Below are 15,799 nucleotides of genomic sequence, written 5' to 3'. Positions count from 1 at the left end.
TTTATTCTCCCGCTACTTTTTCACCGACTGGTATACCTGTCCCCTGAATGCTGACTTCAACATTTATTTCAAATTGGGTTTCGGCAAAAATGTCGTCCCAATCCTTTTCCCACTTTTCCCACAAATGAGGGTTTTGTTGATAGAGATTATTTCCAATACCCAGCACATCCACTTTCTTTTCCTGAAACCGTTGGATAAGTACTTCGATTTCTTCTTTTTTTAGTTTTTTTATGTGATCCTCTAATTTTTTTAATTCTTTTTCATCCTTTATCGACGAACATCGCAGCTCTCCAACTAATGCCTCTATTTTGGTCAACATTTTTATAGTGGGTGGATTCTCGGTAAATTGGGGAGACACTTTTGTTTTAATAGATAAAGTCTCTAATGTTTCCTTTTTCTTCTTTTTTTCACTATCTTCATTCATACAGGGGAACTCAATAATTCCTCCTTTATATTCATTCGTTAACATAAGAATTCGCTGAACTTCACTTGATGATAGGTAATCAACCATTTTCCCTTTATGAACAATAGCAGCACCACTGCTATATAAAGTTTTTGGTTGTTCTTTAGTAGGTTCGATATACGGAATCAGCACCGTTTTTACCTTACTATTTAATTGCAAGGCTATATCTAACAGCTTGGCACTTTTTGTCTTTCCAGAAGTAGCGGAACCCATTTCTATTATGGTTAATAATTGCTGACTCATTGATCGCTCGATAAACGGCTTTTGCTCCCAATAGTCGGCCGCTTTTCCCTTGACAATAATAACGAGCATAGTAAGCCTTGCTTCATGATCACGATAAAAGTAGTCAAGAATCTCCCCAATATCGTATTCCTTAGCAAACTGTTCTCCAATTAAAATGACACGCATATGACTCCATTGGGCTTTACGCCCTAAATAAAGCGTTAATTCACGTGCTGCATCAAAGATACTATCACTTACCGTTTTAATCGTAACATATGGCGGTTTTCCACCACCGGTACCTGCTCCTCCAACCGTTTCCATCGGTCGATATACTTGTGTGTTTAATTCAATGCTCCCTTCATCTGTTTGATCTAAGCTTACACCCATTAAGAAACCAAAATCGGTTAATTCCTTACTGTTCCAACATCCAGCTAAACATATCAATAAGCAAGTAATAGACAAAGCTTTCATGGAGTTAGAAACGATTGACTTCATAACCTACCATTCTTTCTTAGGAGATTTAGAATTTACGCATTTCGCGTTTTCTAGGAGAATCCCACAATGTTTTAATTGGGGCCCGAATTAAAGCATCAAGTAGTTGTTTCGGTCTTAATGGTGTTAGTGGACTAAAGTATGGCTGCCCTAATGACCTTAATTGAGTTATATGTAACATAATGAGCAGGAAGCCGATCATAATTCCGAATCCACCTAATACAGCAGCTAAAACCATCAACGGGAATTGAAGGAGGCGAATTCCTATGGCAATACTGTAGTGGGGTATGGCAAACGAAGCAATTCCAGTTAATGCGACTAAAATGACAATAGCAGGAGAAGCGATGTTAGCATTAATGGCAGCATCTCCAACAATCAATGCTCCAACGATACTTACCGCTGATCCAACAGGCCTTGGCAAACGGATGCCGGCTTCTCGAAGTAATTCAAAGAAAAAAATCATAATGATTACTTCAACAAAAGCTGGAAAGGGTAGCCCTTCTCGAGTATCAAGAATGGCCATTAAAAGGTTTGTCGGTATTAGTTCGGGATGAAAAGTGGTTAAAGCGATATAAATACTTGGCAATGTTAAGGAAAAGAAAAACGCTGCGATTCTTAAAAGACGGATAAATGATGAAAAAACGACACGATGATAATAATCTTCACTGGCTTGAAAGAATTCAATTAACAGTCCGGGACAGATTAAAATGGTTCCCGTACCTTCTACCATTACGATAATTTTTCCTTCTAATAGGCTAGAAACGGCTACATCCGGACGTTCAGTAGATCGATATTGAGGAAATGGCGAATAGGTAGAATCTTCAATCAATTCTTCGATAAATCCCGTTTCCAAAATGTCTCCTTCTTTAGCCACTTCAATCCTTTTTTTAAATTCAGTTAGTGTTTCTGTGTCAACAGTTCCCTCGAGATAACCAAAAGCAACCTCCGTCCTGGTTGCTCCACCAGCTCTAAACTTCTCAATCTTAAAATGAGGGTTCTTTAATCGTGTTCTCAACAACCCAATATTTCTTTGTAGATTTTCGACAGTCCCTTCACGGGGACCTTTTACCACAGATTCTGTTACAGGTTCAGTAACTTGTCGCATGTTAACATCTGAGGCTTGGGCATAGGACAATACTTTATCCCAACCATCAAAAAAAATCACAATGGCCCCTTGTAAAATGTTGTCCACAGCCAGTTCAAAGCTATCAACAAGAACAGCATTTTGACTAGATATACCATGCTGGCTGAAAAAGTTTATCACATCTTTCGGTGAAATCATCGTTGCTGGTCCAACTTCATGAGGGACCAGATCTCGCATGGTTTCTTTCATAAAATTTACTGTTTTTTCTTGAACCATTGTCTCAAAATAAGCTGAGAAAGCGGTGTGTGTTAGTTTCGGTCCATATTGCCAAGGAAAAATCTTAAGGTCTCCACAGTTAGACAGAACAATTTCTATCTGCTTTAGATTTTCCGATAAATTTTTTGAGATTGTTGAAGATGGTTTTTTAAACATAACTGTAACCTCTTTTTTCCATTATTGTTTTATTATGTTACAAAGGTTTGGAAATATTCAGTGATGAATCCCGTAACACTTATATAAATTTTTATATTAATAAAAAATGATTATCCCACTAGCTCAGAATAAGTAATCGTCTTTGTTGATGCACAGAGTGTCCCTAAACGGCTAAACCATTCAGCTTTGAATTTCCTTCGATTAAATCGATAACAAAATTCGTCTAAATAAGCTTGGAGATGCTTTGAGTCAAGCCCGTGGAATGTTTCACGCAACAAATACTTTTGCATTCGAAAGAACAGTATGCCCAACCAGTGTAAATGGTCTGGACTTTCTCTGGCATTGTAGACTTGATATTCGTGCTTAAAACCAGCTCATTCAAGTGCTCGATAGGAATGATAAGCATCACTACTAATCGTCGAACCTGGTTGGATGCTTTTCTCGGCAAAATCAACCAAAGTTTCCCCTTTGATGTTAGGGACGACCTCCATTTTCAGATAAAGCGGATGTCCTTTTTTGTTTAAGGGTAAACCCACTAAAACCTTGGTTTTGTCTGTGCCACGCCCGCGTTTTCCGCCTTCGGACGGCGCACCAAAGAAAGCATCATCTAGCTCTACTATTCCAGCTAAGGTGTATTCTGCATCACGTTTTCTCATGGCTTGGCGGATTTTATGAAGCATGAGCCAAGCGGTTTTATATGTCACTTCAAGTTCTTCAGAAAGCCTTGTCGCAGATACACCGCGTTTATCGTGAGCGATTAAATAGATTGGCTAAGAACCACTTAGTTAAGTCCGTTCTTGTTTTTTCTATCACGGTTCAAACCGTAACCGTGGCTTGGTAACGGCACTTTTTGCATTCATAGAGCACAAGGAGAAATCCAATCTTCGATTAATATAGATGGCGTTGGATATGTTATACGGTCCCATATACTTTCGTATACTCATATATAAAAAAAGGTATATGCAGAGTTTATTGACACACTAGTAGATCAAGTGATGAAAGGAATTGACGCCCCTTGACCAGTACGTCACTTAACAAAAGAGTCCAGAAGTAGGTACTCTCAATATCTCGGGAATGTTGAATTGAAACCAAAAAGGCGCTTTTAAAATTCGTAAGTATTCTTAGATATATAATGAATATAAGGTCCTTGTTCCAAAACATTCACATATTATAAATTTTTTATTTTAAAGTATAAGTGCATATCGGTTTAAACAGCTTTCCTTTAATCTTCCACAATCGGGCATTTTCTTGTAATAAGGAAAGTGCTTTTTTCTATTTTAGGGCTATTATATTGAAATAGAGGTTGCAGGAGTGCACAAGCAGCTGAAGAAGAAAAGGCGAATACAAAGTTAACAACAACATCGGACATATTAACTCCTTCAAATCAGACGTTATTAATGATTGATCATCAACCACAGATGGCTTTTGCTACAAAGTCACATGAAATGACTTTAGTTCGTAATAACGGCTGGATTAGCGAAATCAGCGAAACTATTTAACGTACCAACTATATTGTCAACAGTATCTGCAGATACATTTAGTGGTCAAATCTTCCCGGAAATTAAAGAAGTATTTCCTGATCAAAAAATTATTGATCGTACATCCATGAATGCTTGGGATGATCAAAATGTTGTCAAAGCAGTTGAAAACACTGGAAAAAAAATTAGTCGTTGCGGGTCTTTGGACTGAGGTTTGTGTAGTTATGCCAGTACTAGACGCACTCGAAGACGGTTATGAAGTCTATGTAGTAACAGATGCTTCAGGTGGTGTAACTACAGAAGCACACGATATGGCTATTGATCGCATGATTTAAGCTGGTGCAACGCCAATTACATGGATGCAATATATGCTGGAATTACAACGTGACTGGGCAAACCAAGAGACATATAATGAAGTATTGTCTATCGCTAAAGAACATGGTGGAGCATACGGATTGGGCGTCCCACTACGCTGAAGATATGTTCAATGCTAAAGAAGGTAAGTAATTAATTAATTTTCAAAAAAATACCTCCCTATCAACTTTTGATAAGGAGGTATTTTTCTATCCTTAGCCTTTCACAATACTATTGATCTTCAGCAATCGGACGCCATTCCTATAAGAAGGCGTGTTTTTATCAGCAATCTTGTTGATGCACTGAAAGTTTGCCATCCAGACATTCGGAATAAAATGATTGAATACTTTACAAAAGCAGACGAAGATTATGGCAAACGAATAAAAGAAGGCATTGCCAAAGTAGGAGAAATGGAAAAGGACATCAAACATACAAGCTCGGCAGCAACAGATGTAGCTACCGATAAGGAAAAAAGAATGGGACATGAAGCGGATCCATATTAAGATTAAATGGCTGAATTTTCTTTAGTTCAGCTATTAAGCATCTCAAAAGATTTTCATCATTTAACCCCAAAAAAAGTAAGACTAATAAAGATTAGAATTTTATAGTACAGAATATTTATCTTGTTTATTCCATAATCGGGCGCTATTATTGAATAAAACATTGATTTTTCAACGACTTTATTGTTATTTTTTAAGTTCAGTGAAGCATTTTTTATCAAAAATTAAACAACTTTATTTTACCCCCTTCCTAAAATCAGGAAGGGGGTATGCGTGTTTAAGGTTTTAAAATTAAATTACTTTATTGTCAATCTACATACATGCTATCTATCTCAATATCCATAATTTTGGTAAAATGCTTATAAAAGCTAGTTTGGAAGAATCGTAATTAAAATCATCATTATGGGTTCTTCATTTTTGATATTTTGCCAATAGGATGCATTAGCCATAAAAGGGGATTAATACATGTGGATTTGGATTATTGTTTTTATTCTGTTTATCGTCCTATCAATCGTGCTTGAGGAGGCAGGCTATTATATTTTTAAACAATATTTATACGGGTCTAAATATGGAAAGCAACTAAAATGGAAGATAAGAATGCTGACACTTTTAACTTTAATTAAGAAAAAATTTCAAATCAACACACATCAAACGAAGAATGAAAAGATTCATAAGGAAATCATGTAAGAAAGAAAATTAATAGGCTTACTGTACTTTATTTGGAGGGGAAAAAATGATATTCAAGGCAAAAGAAATTGCAGAAATGGGAGATTATATTCTTTTTAAGAATGGAATCAAAGGGTTCGTTGAGAAGGTCAATAAAAATTCAGTCATTGTGAATATAACCGAAAATAAGACGGAATTGGAGTTTGAAGGAAATAGAACTGTTGTGGCACATAAAAATTACAAGATTTTGATTGTGCATGATGTGAAAGAAAACGTCATATATACCAGTTTTAAATGAATTGATTCCCTTTTATAGTCAAAAAGTGTTTGACCGGAGAGGATACGGTTGGATTTTACCCAGTTATACATAAAGTAACAGCAAATATAAAACTATAAGAAAACCTTTTTGAAATTCTATTAAAGTTGAAAATGTAAGCGTTTTCTATTATAATAAATAGTGGGTTGGATGGCATGCGTGGCCGTCATTGTATCTGGCGTAGGTGGGGCCGATACTAGGGACAGATGTAGATTGTCCTTATAATAAAATACTTAACATGTTCGTTAAATCATGTGGAAAATGGATGAAGGAGAATTATAAGAAAAACTTCATATAAATAATACGTACTGGAACGATTAAATCGATATCCAGTTTTTTATTGTTAGTAGGTTGAATACTTCGATATTTAGAAACGACTCACTTATCCATTTAACAGCCCTTCTCAGCTTAAGCATATGTACTCCACATTTTGCCGGAAGGGCTAAATATATTAACTAGCGGAAATACTGAATACTGTTCACCATTACATTCGTTGTATTTCATTCATTTTTTCGTTTTGTTCCACTTGATTTAATTTATTCTTTGTGTATCTATTGGAGAAAAATAACATTAGAATGAAAAAAATTAAACATCCACCCATAATCAACAAGAAATATTGCATCCAATCCATGAGAACTGAAAACTCCATTCAAATCCCCCTCGTATAATACTTGTCTTCTATGTATTTCTATGAATGTAAAAAAATTTCTGCTATTAAAGTGCAATCATATTTAAGGCATGCCATTTTTATGATAAGTATTTATTTGACTATTACATTCGTTAAGGAATAGAAATCAAGATTAATGGTAGATTTACGTTCATCCTGAATATCAATTTTTGTTTCAAATCCAACACATGAAGTAAAAAAACCGCTTGTTCGGGTGGTGATTTCTAAAAGCATATTGGTAGCCGTGCTTTCAGATATTAGTCGTTCCATCTCTTTTATTTTTGTTTCATCAAGATGTGGTTTAGAACTTTTATTATCATCCTCCCCAAGAGCTTTCAACATTTTTATGGTTTCGGGCATGAAAAAGCCATTCTATTTCTTCATTCCACGATCTTTATGATCCTTATTCATTATAAATCCCCCCTCTTCTAATATTATAGGAACATTTGTTCTTGCTGTTCAAGGAGTATGTTACAAAAATTTTTGAAATTCCTACATCCCCCTACAGATTTTTGCCAGTCATGCAGCCTTAAGGCTGTGATTTTTCTTCAGAAATAAGGACTTTATAATCTTAAGGTTAAAAGCACACAGAACGACTTTGGGTGGCAGCACTACGGACTGATCAGAAAGGAAAAAGCAGCCTTTCTGGCATTCCGTACGTGTCGCTTCGGCATTAAATGGACCGATAACCACGGTCTGTACAGCTCACGCCTACATGCCGTAGGTTCCTGTTCCATTTACGGCTTACGCCGCCATACCGAACGAGCCGAAAACCGGAAAATCAAAAGATTGAAAGATTAAAAGAATAAAAGATAAAAGGAGAGCAGCCGAAACGGCTGCTTTTATTGTTTATTTTTCCCTTTTGCCTTCCGAATCGTAAAACAACGCAAGCCTTCTAAGCTTCCAGCCGGCAGGACACCCGAGCCTTTCCGGCTAGAAGCTAAGAAGGCTAGTCAATCGGTCAAGGGGCAAAAAACTTTTTTGCTTAAAGGCGTTTTCACAACAGCAAAAAACTTTTTATGCAAAGAGCGCCCTTGACCCATTACCTATGCGTGTTTTTCGTTCTACTTGCAAAAGGGGAAAAAATCATCCCCCTTTGGGGAACCGATACGCTTCGGAATCCAAAAAGAAAAAATGAAAAAAACTAAAAACGAAAGGGAGTTTTGAAAATGGAACTCATGTCAATCTTCGAAGTCGTTCGAATCAAACAGGAAATTAAGGAATCGCCTGAACCGTTTGCACAATATGCAATTCGTTCACCGGAAGATGCTCAAAAATTAGCGGCCTCCTACATTGCGGATGAAGACAGAGAAGTGCTCCTTGTGATGATGCTCAATACGAAAAATCAGGTAGTAGGGTTACATAGAGCTCATGTAGGAAGCTTGAACGCGAGTATTGTCCATCCTAGAGAGGTGATGAAATGCGCAATTCTCAATAATGCGGCATCCATTATTATCAGCCATCAGCACCCTAGCGGAGACCCCACACCAAGCCGGGAAGATATCGATATAACCAAACGCCTTGCAGAAGCAGGAAGAATTCTAGGCATCGAAGTCCTTGACCATGTGATTGTTACCCATACCGGGAAGCATGTCAGCTTAAAGGAAAAAGGTTATCTATAAAAACAGTAAAATAGCAAAGGGGAATTTCCCCTTTGCCCGAAAGGAGAAAGTTATGATGATGATTATCGTATCTAACTTTTTTAAAGATGAGACAGAAGCAATTGAAAAGGTCGGTCTAAAGGATGAAATTGAATATCATGTAATCGGAATACGGTTGTAAGCCGAAAAAAGTCTATATTTTTCCATTTTTAGAAGCAATGAAAGAAAAATATAAACCCACAAAAAATACGATGATTTTATCAGTGTAAAAGATGAACCCGAAAAAGACATCGGTTTGACAGCGCCGATGTTGGTTCACGAATGGATAAAAAACATCCGTTTTTTCTTGATCATATAACGCAGGCATCGAGCCTGCTTGACGGTTGCGGATGCAACCTTTTGAGAGATTATTCGAGGAAGAAAGGAAACCACTTGCCAGGGCAAAGGGTCATTTCCTGTAATTAAGAAATTTAATACATAAGGAATGCCTGACGTTGACACCAAATGTAGTCAATAATTTTATTAACCATACCATTTCTTTCTGTTTTACTTCAATATTACTTTTTTGTTTTGTAATTTCACAATGTCACATAGTTTTTCCTCCTTGAGTCATGATTTAAAATAATTTTGTTTTATTCTTTTTTAAAACCTAATACTTGATACACGATTACGAGCGATACATTTTGATCATTGTAAAAATTAGTAAACTTTTTATAGTTTTAAAATTGATTTAATAATTTGGGTGGCAGCACTACGGACTGATCAGAAAGGAAATAACAGCCTTTCTGTCATTCCGTACGTGTCGCTTCGGCATTAAATGGACCGATAACCACGGTCTGTACAGCTCACGCCTACATTCCGTAGGTTCCTTTTCCATTTACGGCTTACGCCGCCATACCGAACGAGCCGAAAACAAGAAATTCAAAAGATTGAAAGATCAAAAGAATAAGAGATAAAAGGAGAGCAGCCCGCAACGGCTGCTTTTATTGTTGATTTTTCCCTTTTGCCTTCCGAATCGTAAAACAGCGCAAGCCTTCTAACCTCCCAGCCGGCAGGACACCCGAACCTTTCCGGCAAGAAGTTAAGAAAGTGAGTCAATCGGTCAAGGGGCAAAAAACTTTTTTGCTTAGGGGCGCTATCGTAACAGCAAAAAACTTTTTGTGCAAAGAGCGCCCTTGACCCATTACCTATGCGTGTTTTTCATTCTACTTGCAAAAGGGGAAAAATCATCCCCCTTTGGGGAACCGATTCGCTTCGGAATCCAAAAAGAAAAAATGAAAAAACAAAAAGGAAAGGGAGTTTTGAAAAATGGAACTCATGTCAATCTTCGAAGTCGTTCGAATCAAACAAGAAATAAGAACTTTCACTCAGGTTGAATCAGCAATAAAAAAAGGGTAATGGTGTAAAAACATTACATTGCCCACCAATCCTGAAGAGCTCTTGAAAAAAGAAATATTTTCAATTCAATAACGAGAAGAAGCCCAGATTTATAGTTGTGACCAGAACTCGACGCATGTGGTTGTGAGAACAAGAAAAAAAACTTTAGCCGTAGGTCTTTTTTTGCCTAACGGCTAATTTAAATGCTCATACCTTTGCTCATCGTATTTTTATTTTTAAATTAAAATATTAAAGAAAAAGAAGAAAAATAGGTTGTATTTTGAGCGCTTAAAAATGCTCTTCTTTGTGGCCTAGTCACATCAAATCGAATTACTCTTTAAAACATGGAAATCCTTCTTTGAAATCGATCATTGTAAAGTGATCAAAAAAGAGCGATTAGAATGTCATCTCTATGGTCAACTAATTGCCATCCTCCTTTGTTCTTCTACCATGTTTTCAAATGCGGCAGCTACTCCTCACCAAGAAAAAAAGGGAACTCAGCGAATATAAAGCCATTTATATCATCAAAGATTATTTTTTATTACTATTTCAATCAATACAAAAAAGCACCCAAGAGCTATCAAAGGTACTGCTTCGCCTGTTTGTCCTCCTACAGAAAAACGGGCGAAAGTCCCATCGATACGAGAAAAAAACAGTCTTTGATATTTTGGGTGTTGTTAATCAGTATACCATGAGTCATAAGAAAGCAGCATAGCGTTAAAAAATTGGCCTTTTTCCATGCTTATTTGGCTTGCTTTTCTTCAGTATCGTAGATGGTTGTCTTGCAGAAACGGCTCTACTCTAAGTGTTCGTCAATGTTAACTTGATGGGCATGTGGCGGTACCCCAAGAATGAAAAAGTCGAGCTGCGATATAAGGCTCGACTTTTTTCATGCCTACTATCTTTTTTTTCAAAAAAACAATTTAAAAATTTTTCAACAATATTCGTCAATTTTCTGTTTTGCCTCTATCTTTTCTAAAAGTTCTTCATATTTTTCTACTACTACAGGTTTTTGGTTAATGACTGCAAAACTCTCTGTCATGCATTGCCCACAATTGCCCAGACAGTAATCTTCTTCAATCGTTATTTTAGGGTTTTGTTCCGCCATTTCCTTGATTTCATAGGATCCATTGATGTAATTTGAGGTGCAAAATTTTACTATACATTCCATAATTTTTCCTCTCTTTTAGCTGATAGTGGAACTAATTATATTCAGGAAAATTTGTAAATGCAAACGCACACATCAAAGTCAAAACGCTTTAATCCGGTAACGCTTTGTCGTTTTTTGGTTTTAATGTAAGTTTTTGCGTAATAATATTTTTCACTTTATAATGGCGATATTGTTACAAAATTCCAAACGTTTTCAATAGTAAAAATAGTGAAAGCGAACAAAGGGAGGATACATTATGAAAAAACAAACTGGGTTAGAAAAGAATGTACTAGAAAAGGAGTTTTTCGCTATAAAAGAAATTGATTATATTGAGTTTTACGTTGGCAACGCTAAACAAACAACTTTTTACTTATGCAACGGATATGGTTTTCGTCCCCTTGCTTATTCAGGATTAGAGACAGGTCAAAGAGATAAAGTTTCTTATGTCCTTCAACAAAAAAACATTCGTTTTGTTGTAACTGGTGCTCTTCAATCCGATCATCCGATTGCTGAGTTTGTAAAACTACATGGTGATGGTGTAAAAGATATTGCTTTACGTGTGGATGATGTTGAAGGCGCTTACAAGGGAGCGATTTCACGTGGTGGTATTCCAATCATGGAACCTCAAGTGTTAGAAGATGAAAATGGATTAGTTAAAAAAGCAATTATCGGAACATACGGTGATACTATTCACACACTGATTGAAAGAGATAATTATAAGGGTGAATTTTTACCAGGATATCAAAAAGCAGATTTTGATTTTCCTGTTGCTGAAACAGGATTAATTGGAGTCGACCATATTGTTGGGAATGTAGAGCATATGGAAGAATGGGTTTCCTACTACGAAAAGGTAATGGGCTTTAAACAAATGATTCATTTTGATGATGAAGACATCAGTACTGAATACTCTGCCCTTATGTCAAAAGTTATGCATAACGGTGGAAGAATTAAATTCCCTATTAACGAACCAGCGGATAGTAAACGCAAGTCCCAAATCGAGGAATATCTTGATTATTATAACGGAGCAGGAGTTCAACATGTTGCCGTACTAACGAATGATATCGTTGCAACGGTAAAAGCATTACAGGCCAACGGGGTGGAATTCCTTGATACTCCTGACAGCTACTACGATATGCTGACAGAACGAGTAGGCGAAATTGATGAAAGTATTGAGAAATTACGTGAGCTAAAAATCCTTGTAGACCGTGATGATGAAGGATACCTATTGCAGATTTTCACAAAACCAATTATGGATCGTCCAACTGTATTTTTTGAAATCATTCAGCGAAAAGGATCTCGAGGTTTTGGAGAAGGCAACTTTAAAGCATTATTCGAATCTATCGAAAGAGAACAAGCTCGCAGAGGAAATTTGTAAGATTTTATTATGAACCAATAAAGGGGAGGAGCACATGAAATTAGATGATAATAGATAATTTCACTCAAAATACTAGTCTATATCCCTTTTTGAATCAGTTAATCGATTATGCAGGATTGTTTCCACCAACAAGTCTTACCTTAGATGAAGCAATTTGTAACTATGCTTCCTATCAGTTGGACAAGGATTCATGGATGCTTGGACCGTTTATCGTCCAGGCATCCCGTTTAGATGAACTGGATCCATATATTACTTTGTTTTCACACGAACGGCCGTTAACGATTTCAGCAGTGGGAACGAGAACTAGAAATCCAACAGAATACTATAAAGGTTTACTTGCTGATTTGAAAAAAATTGATTTATTTCGGGAACGACATGGTCAGGTTGTACAAATAACTACTTTGGAAATGCCATTACCTCCCAATATACCAGACTTAAATCTATTAAATATAACCTCTACAGAAACAGTGAAGCTTGGATTACAAACTTACTGTGAGGTTCCTGCACCTTTAAATACTGAATGGGAAAAAACATTACATAAATCTTTAGATGTTATTGCTACCCATAATAGCGAAAGCCCAGTGACTTTAGGATTTAAACTCCGTACTGGTGGCGTAACCGCTGATGTTTTTCCAACTCCGAGACAGGTTGCGGTGGCAATAAAAGGATGCCGTGACCGCAATCTTGCAATAAAATTCACGGCTGGATTACATCATCCAATTCGAATGTATCGAGAAGAGATAGGCGCGAAAATGCATGGGTTCATCAATGTATTTGTAGCAGGAATGTTGACCCATCTTCATCATCTTGATTTATCAACGATAGAGAAGATACTCGCTGATGAAGAGGTAAGCAACTTTACTTTTCATCCGAATGAAATTTCTTGGTGTGGTTTAAAAATGACCAGTAGCGAAATTAAAAGTCTTCGTGACTCAGTATTACGTTCATATGGATGTTGTAGTTTCAATGAACCGCGCGAAGACATGAAATCATTGGATATTTTATAACATAAAGGAGGATATAAATGAATCATTCGTTTATTGAAGTTAAAGCAGATTCCCATTTCCCAATTCAAAACCTTCCTTATGGGGTATTCCAACCTAAAAATGGAGGCTCACCTCGTGTTGGTGTGGCGATAGGAGATTTCGTCTTAGATCTTTCTGTTATAGAAGATGCGGGACTTTTAAACATCCCAGAATTACAGGGAAAAGAAGTTTTTAAACAATCCATCCTTAATGCATTTATGAAGACGAACCGGAAAGTATGGAGCGCAGTTCGTACAAGCCTTCAAAACCTATTAAGTTCTGATGAACCAACTCTTCGGGACAATTCTACCCTTCGCGATCAAGCATTTTATCAACAAAAGGATGTTGAAATGCTTTTGCCTGTAGAAATTGGTGATTATACAGATTTTTATGCCTCAAAAGAACATGCGATAAATGTAGGGATAATGTTTCGGGGGAAAGAGAATGCATTAATGCCAAACTGGTTGAATTTACCGGTTGGATATCACGGACGTGCTAGCTCAATCGTATTAAGTGGTACAGATATACGCCGACCACTTGGTCAAATGAAAACGCCAGAAAGTGACACTCCTATATTTGGGCCTTCCCTTCGCTTTGATTTTGAATTAGAAATGGGATGGTTTATCGGCCCAGGCAACAATCTTGGAAAATCGATTCCAGTTGATGAAGCGGAGGATCATATCTTTGGTCTCGTTCTTGTAAATGATTGGAGCGCACGTGATATTCAATCTTGGGAGTATCAGCCACTAGGACCTTTCCTAGGCAAAAACTTTGCTACCTCGATCTCACCTTGGGTTGTACCACTAGAGGCGCTAGAGCCTTTCCGAGTAGATGGGCCTAAACCAGAGATGGAGCAACTCCCATATTTACAACAATCCGGAAAAGGATCCTTTGATATTCAATTAGAAGTACATCTCCGCGGAGAAAAGATGGATTCACCGGAGCGCATTTGTCAAAGTAACTTCCGCCACCTCTACTGGAGCATGGCTCAGCAAATCGCTCATCATACGGTAGGTGGTTGTAATTTACGTACAGGGGACTTGCTAGCTTCGGGAACCATTAGTGGGTCAACACCTGAATCACGGGGAAGCTTATTAGAATTAACATGGGGAGGATCTGAACCCATTCAAATGAATAATGGTGAACAGCGGAATTGGTTAGAAAATGGCGATGAATTGACCCTAACTGCATGGTGTCAAGGAGATGGCTATCGCATCGGATTTGGTGAAGTAACTGGGTGTGTTCTCCCCGCACTAGAATACTCTAAAGTCTAAAAATAAACCTTTTTTCTACTAATCTATCATCTAGGAGGAATCGTTATGCCATTTTACAAAAAACTAGGAAACATTCCTAGAAAGAGACATACTGCTTTTCGAAAAGAAGATGAGTCTCTTTATCGTGAGCAAGTCATGGGGACAAAAGGGTTCTCTGGTATACAATCCATTCTTTATCATCATGATGCTCCTACAGAAATTGTAAAATCTGAACTATTTGCAGACTGTCACCTTGAGTACGAGGAACAAAAAGATTTATGCCACCGTCATTTTCAAACGGATTTTGAATCCAATCTTGGCGATGCTGTTAGCGGGAGGCAGTTCATTCTTGGTAATGACGACTTGCTAATAGGAGTAGCGAAAACAACTAAAAGTATGGACTATTACTACCGGAACAGTGACGGGGACGAACTACTTTTTGTTCACTATGGTACCGGGAAAATAGAAAGCATGTTTGGAACGATTACATATGAACCTGGGGACTATATTGTTATTCCGGTTGGAACTATTTACAGAGTAGTACCTAATAATGAGGAAACCAAGCTTCTAGTGATTGAAACAATCAGCTGGATTACAACACCGAAACGTTATCGAAATGAGCATGGCCAACTTCTTGAACATAGCCCGTTCTGTGAAAGAGATATTTTTGGACCGGAAAAACTTGAAACTTTTTCGGAAAAGGGAAGTTTTGAAGTAAGAACAAAATCAAGAGGATTCCTTCATTCTCATTTTCTAAGTCACCATCCAATGAATGTTGAAGGATGGGATGGATATTTATATCCATGGAAAATTAATATTAGAGATTTCGAGCCAATAACAGGCAGAATTCATATGCCGCCACCAATTCATCAAATGTTTGAAGGACATAATTTTGTTATTTGTTCCTTTGTTCCTAGACTATATGACTATCATCCTGATGCGATCCCAGCACCTTACTATCATAGCAATGTGGATAGTGATGAAGTTCTCTATTATGTAGAGGGGAATTTTATGAGTCGAAAAGGAATAAATGAAGGTTCAATCACCCTACATCCTTCTGGTATTCCTCATGGCCCGCACCCTGGAACCATTGAAGCGAGTATAGGCAAAAAGGAAACATTAGAATTAGCGGTTATGATTGACACATTCAAGCCTTTAAAAGTGGTAAAGCAGACCAACATTTCGGAAGACTTCAATTATAAATATAGTTGGGCCCCAAAATAAGTTTCATTCTTTAACTCTGCTAGACATGAATACTTTCCTTTTTGCCACCCAATAAAAATGGATGGCAAAAAGAAAAGCAAGAAAAAAATAATCAATAAAGAATGGAAGTTGCAAATAAAC

Annotated in this window: 14 protein-coding genes and 3 pseudogenes; 11 read left to right on the top strand and 6 right to left on the bottom strand. The window is 37.1% G+C overall.

The genetic code is table 11. The features are described from left to right. Position 1: 1 nt before the first annotated feature. The 3 genes and pseudogenes from QFZ28_RS28505 to QFZ28_RS28495 all read right to left on the bottom strand — a co-directional run bounded on the left by QFZ28_RS28505 (position 2) and on the right by QFZ28_RS28495 (position 3,451). Complete coding sequence (locus QFZ28_RS28505) at positions 2 to 1,180, bottom strand: Ger(x)C family spore germination protein (RefSeq protein ID WP_307197964.1); 1,179 nt, start codon at positions 1,178 to 1,180, stop codon at positions 2 to 4. A gap of 25 nt (positions 1,181 to 1,205) precedes the next feature. Beyond that, positions 1,206 to 2,693, bottom strand: a complete 1,488-nt coding sequence (locus QFZ28_RS28500) for a spore germination protein (protein ID WP_307197963.1) — start codon at positions 2,691 to 2,693, stop codon at positions 1,206 to 1,208. 110 nt (positions 2,694 to 2,803) lie between these two features. After that, positions 2,804 to 3,451 (bottom strand): annotated as a pseudogene (locus tag QFZ28_RS28495) (IS1595 family transposase). Here QFZ28_RS28495 and QFZ28_RS28490 point away from each other — a divergent pair. From QFZ28_RS28490 to QFZ28_RS28470, 5 genes and pseudogenes are all read left to right on the top strand, one after another. Further along, positions 3,391 to 3,534: a hypothetical protein gene (locus QFZ28_RS28490; protein ID WP_307197962.1), complete on the top strand. Its 144-nt coding sequence runs from the start codon at positions 3,391 to 3,393 to the stop codon at positions 3,532 to 3,534. The pseudogene QFZ28_RS28495 and the gene QFZ28_RS28490 overlap by 61 nt on opposite strands. Before the next feature lie 556 nt (positions 3,535 to 4,090). Then, positions 4,091 to 4,678 (top strand): annotated as a pseudogene (locus QFZ28_RS28485) (hydrolase). Positions 4,679 to 4,728: 50 nt separating this feature from the next. Then, positions 4,729 to 5,028: a catalase-related domain-containing protein gene (locus tag QFZ28_RS28480; protein WP_307198166.1), complete on the top strand. Its 300-nt coding sequence runs from the start codon at positions 4,729 to 4,731 to the stop codon at positions 5,026 to 5,028. Between the two features lie 462 nt (positions 5,029 to 5,490). Next, positions 5,491 to 5,712, top strand: coding sequence for a hypothetical protein (locus QFZ28_RS28475; RefSeq protein ID WP_307197961.1), 222 nt, complete (start codon positions 5,491 to 5,493; stop codon positions 5,710 to 5,712). 46 nt (positions 5,713 to 5,758) lie between these two features. Further along, complete coding sequence (locus QFZ28_RS28470; protein ID WP_307197960.1) at positions 5,759 to 5,989, top strand: DUF2187 family protein; 231 nt, start codon at positions 5,759 to 5,761, stop codon at positions 5,987 to 5,989. Positions 5,990 to 6,491: 502 nt separating this feature from the next. Here QFZ28_RS28470 and QFZ28_RS28465 read toward each other — a convergent pair. Together QFZ28_RS28465 and QFZ28_RS28460 are read right to left on the bottom strand one after the other, a co-directional pair. Then, positions 6,492 to 6,656 carry a hypothetical protein gene (locus QFZ28_RS28465; RefSeq protein WP_307197959.1) on the bottom strand — a complete coding sequence of 55 codons (165 nt, stop codon included), beginning with the start codon at positions 6,654 to 6,656 and terminating at the stop codon, positions 6,492 to 6,494. 111 nt (positions 6,657 to 6,767) lie between these two features. After that, entirely contained in the window at positions 6,768 to 7,034 is a 267-nt protein-coding gene (locus tag QFZ28_RS28460) for a YolD-like family protein (RefSeq protein ID WP_307197958.1), read from the bottom strand. A gap of 809 nt (positions 7,035 to 7,843) precedes the next feature. Here QFZ28_RS28460 and QFZ28_RS28455 point away from each other — a divergent pair. Together QFZ28_RS28455 and QFZ28_RS28450 are read left to right on the top strand one after the other, a co-directional pair. After that, entirely contained in the window at positions 7,844 to 8,296 is a 453-nt protein-coding gene (locus QFZ28_RS28455) for a JAB domain-containing protein (RefSeq protein WP_307197957.1), read from the top strand. A gap of 1,677 nt (positions 8,297 to 9,973) precedes the next feature. Then, positions 9,974 to 10,367 (top strand): annotated as a pseudogene (locus tag QFZ28_RS28450) (transposase); the annotation flags it as partial. A gap of 219 nt (positions 10,368 to 10,586) precedes the next feature. Here the strand turns inward: QFZ28_RS28450 and QFZ28_RS28445 are convergent. Beyond that, positions 10,587 to 10,823, bottom strand: coding sequence for a DUF1450 domain-containing protein (locus QFZ28_RS28445; RefSeq protein ID WP_307197956.1), 237 nt, complete (start codon positions 10,821 to 10,823; stop codon positions 10,587 to 10,589). Positions 10,824 to 11,058: 235 nt separating this feature from the next. Here QFZ28_RS28445 and hppD point away from each other — a divergent pair, with 235 nt between their 5' ends. Genes hppD through QFZ28_RS28425 form a run of 4 tightly spaced genes read left to right on the top strand, consistent with a single transcriptional unit; the run spans position 11,059 to position 15,679 of the window. Continuing rightward, positions 11,059 to 12,177: a 4-hydroxyphenylpyruvate dioxygenase gene (gene hppD / locus QFZ28_RS28440; protein ID WP_307197955.1), complete on the top strand. Its 1,119-nt coding sequence runs from the start codon at positions 11,059 to 11,061 to the stop codon at positions 12,175 to 12,177. Positions 12,178 to 12,221: 44 nt separating this feature from the next. Beyond that, positions 12,222 to 13,184, top strand: coding sequence for a hypothetical protein (locus QFZ28_RS28435; protein WP_307197954.1), 963 nt, complete (start codon positions 12,222 to 12,224; stop codon positions 13,182 to 13,184). Positions 13,185 to 13,201: 17 nt separating this feature from the next. Further along, positions 13,202 to 14,476, top strand: a complete 1,275-nt coding sequence (gene fahA, locus QFZ28_RS28430; RefSeq protein ID WP_307197953.1) for a fumarylacetoacetase — start codon at positions 13,202 to 13,204, stop codon at positions 14,474 to 14,476. Positions 14,477 to 14,521: 45 nt separating this feature from the next. Beyond that, on the top strand, positions 14,522 to 15,679 hold the full coding sequence (locus tag QFZ28_RS28425) for a homogentisate 1,2-dioxygenase (RefSeq protein ID WP_307197952.1): 1,158 nt from the start codon (positions 14,522 to 14,524) through the stop codon (positions 15,677 to 15,679). The last annotated feature ends 120 nt before the right edge of the window (positions 15,680 to 15,799 follow it).

This window comes from Neobacillus niacini, from assembly GCF_030817695.1.
GTDB classification, from domain to species: domain Bacteria; phylum Bacillota; class Bacilli; order Bacillales; family Cytobacillaceae; genus Neobacillus; species Neobacillus niacini_F.
Note: the sequence above shows the minus strand (reverse complement) of the source record. Positions and strands in the feature narration are given on the sequence as shown.

Bases quoted from the DNA above. Each gene is read 5' to 3' on its own strand.
- QFZ28_RS28505 (WP_307197964.1), bottom strand. From the start codon at position 1,180: ATGAAGTCAATCGTTTCTAACTCCATGAAAGCTTTGTCTATTACTTGC.
- QFZ28_RS28500 (WP_307197963.1), bottom strand. From the start codon at position 2,693: ATGTTTAAAAAACCATCTTCAACAATCTCAAAAAATTTATCGGAAAAT.
- QFZ28_RS28490 (WP_307197962.1), top strand. From the start codon at position 3,391: ATGTCACTTCAAGTTCTTCAGAAAGCCTTGTCGCAGATACACCGCGTT.
- QFZ28_RS28475 (WP_307197961.1), top strand. From the start codon at position 5,491: ATGTGGATTTGGATTATTGTTTTTATTCTGTTTATCGTCCTATCAATC.
- QFZ28_RS28470 (WP_307197960.1), top strand. From the start codon at position 5,759: ATGATATTCAAGGCAAAAGAAATTGCAGAAATGGGAGATTATATTCTT.
- QFZ28_RS28465 (WP_307197959.1), bottom strand. From the start codon at position 6,656: ATGGAGTTTTCAGTTCTCATGGATTGGATGCAATATTTCTTGTTGATT.
- QFZ28_RS28460 (WP_307197958.1), bottom strand. From the start codon at position 7,034: ATGCCCGAAACCATAAAAATGTTGAAAGCTCTTGGGGAGGATGATAAT.
- QFZ28_RS28455 (WP_307197957.1), top strand. From the start codon at position 7,844: ATGGAACTCATGTCAATCTTCGAAGTCGTTCGAATCAAACAGGAAATT.
- QFZ28_RS28445 (WP_307197956.1), bottom strand. From the start codon at position 10,823: ATGGAATGTATAGTAAAATTTTGCACCTCAAATTACATCAATGGATCC.
- hppD (WP_307197955.1), top strand. From the start codon at position 11,059: ATGAAAAAACAAACTGGGTTAGAAAAGAATGTACTAGAAAAGGAGTTT.
- QFZ28_RS28435 (WP_307197954.1), top strand. From the start codon at position 12,222: ATGATAATAGATAATTTCACTCAAAATACTAGTCTATATCCCTTTTTG.
- fahA (WP_307197953.1), top strand. From the start codon at position 13,202: ATGAATCATTCGTTTATTGAAGTTAAAGCAGATTCCCATTTCCCAATT.
- QFZ28_RS28425 (WP_307197952.1), top strand. From the start codon at position 14,522: ATGCCATTTTACAAAAAACTAGGAAACATTCCTAGAAAGAGACATACT.